Below are 1737 nucleotides of genomic sequence, written 5' to 3' on the forward strand. Positions count from 1 at the left end.
TTGGGTGTGGCTCTTTTGGAAAGACGTTTGGTCAGGTTTAGAGAGGTATCGGAAGAGTAGGAGGAGCAGTAATAGAGCAACGAGCTTGAATTAGTCGTTTCATCAAAGGAAGGCCATCTTTGTACAAAGACAAGTGATTACGTTTATGCTCTTGCTTTAAGTGAAAGGGCCAATACTCTTGCCAATCACCGCTAACATAAAGCGAGCGCAGACGTAAAACCGCCTCAGCACCCATAAGACTCCATCTAGCCCCGGTAATGTCCATCCTGTCTTTGATTAAGTGACGACAAGCGCCCTCAATAACCCCAGTGGCAATGGGAAGACCAGCTTTCAAGTAATCGTGGTATTTGAGGTAAGCAGCGTTGTTGAGTAAATATCTGGCACACTTATCCACTGGCTGACGTTGTGATGCAGAAAGTTGGCGCTTTGTAGCGCTACCACGCATACCCCCAGCAACTGTACTCGATTTACCTTCAAGGATCAGCAGTAAACGTTTACTAACCCAAACTTCGGCTTGTTGACTAGTGTCCGAATAGAAGGCAAATGCAGCCTTCCACAGATACTCAATCACATGAATAATATCCAGGACAATCGTTAACTTGAGATGGTGTTCGCGAGCAAATTTTTTCAAAGCGCGATAATTGTGTCTTGTTACCATCGACCAGAGCGCAAAAACGCTTGTGTTGATTGGGGTCGCGGTGTAATGCCTCGTCAAAAGCTTCTTTTATAACAAGTGATGGTTCTTTAACTAAACTTGCCCAAACACGCTTACCGATTGGTTTGGGTCGTTTGATTTTTTTGTGTTCTTCTTCTGTGCTGACAATTTGTTGAGGTGTACGAACAAAAGGGTTGATGGTATAAACTGAAGCCACTGTTGCCATTCGCTTTGAATTGCGTTTTTCCCCCTTAGTTAATCGTTTATTTAACTTCTTGCTATTTGCCAGCGCTCTTTTTTGCGTGGGAGCACGTAAGTCTTCTGTACCCATGACAACACCCTTGCCATCCACACTAATAACTACTATTTCCCCCGTCTCCTTCAATTCAACCGATTGTGCTTGTTGATGAGCATAGAATTGATCAAAGTCACAAGCACTTTTATCAGCCAATTGTTCAACTTGTCGCTTACCAACTTTTGCGGCTGTTGTTTTCTGTATGATTTCGACTGTTTCGCCAAACCCTGAACGAGCTACTTCGACAGCCACTCGCTCTCTCAGTCCGTGGGAGTATTTTTCTACTGGTAGGTTTAACTCGGCATCGAGTGGGTTGAGGGAAGTTATTTTTCGTCCACCATAACCGATTCGATTGGCGATGATCGTGCCAAATATTGTTGTCAGCTTCCTTGTAAATCTCTTCTTATGGGTTCTCTTGGCTTCGTCGTTACCTAAGCATTCTCCTTCGATCTCGTCATCACTTCGTCTGTCGAAGTAACCTTGCAGCAGTCGTCTTAATAGTTCGTATCCGTTTTCAAGCAGTTTACTCTCTAATTCCCCATGTTGTAAACCGCAAACACTATCTGAACCCAGCCAGTCCACTATTTCTTCAAATAGCTCTCGCGCTTGTGAGAAAAACATGTCTTCATTTGAGATCGATGGTTGCATAGGTCCAAACTTTTCCTGAACTACTGCTGACTTTTTCAGCTGGTCACCCACCAGGAGGTATTGACTCAAACTATTACTCTGACTAATTTGTCAGTTTTACTGAGATCTAGTCTACCGTACTTTTAAAAGAGCCGCACCC

At 43.9% G+C, this 1737-nt stretch carries 1 protein-coding gene; it reads right to left on the bottom strand.

Annotation, left to right across the window (positions count from 1 at the left end):
• Positions 1 to 37: 37 nt before the first annotated feature.
• A protein-coding gene (locus tag F6K63_RS36740; RefSeq protein ID WP_287315001.1) for an ISKra4-like element ISMpr2 family transposase occupies positions 38 to 1667 on the bottom strand; the annotation gives its coding sequence in 2 pieces (ribosomal slippage) (positions 38 to 629 and positions 628 to 1667; 1632 coding nt in all).
• Positions 1668 to 1737: the final 70 nt, after the last annotated feature.

The organism is Moorena sp. SIO1G6, from assembly GCF_010672795.1.
GTDB classification, from domain to species: domain Bacteria; phylum Cyanobacteriota; class Cyanobacteriia; order Cyanobacteriales; family Coleofasciculaceae; genus Moorena; species Moorena producens.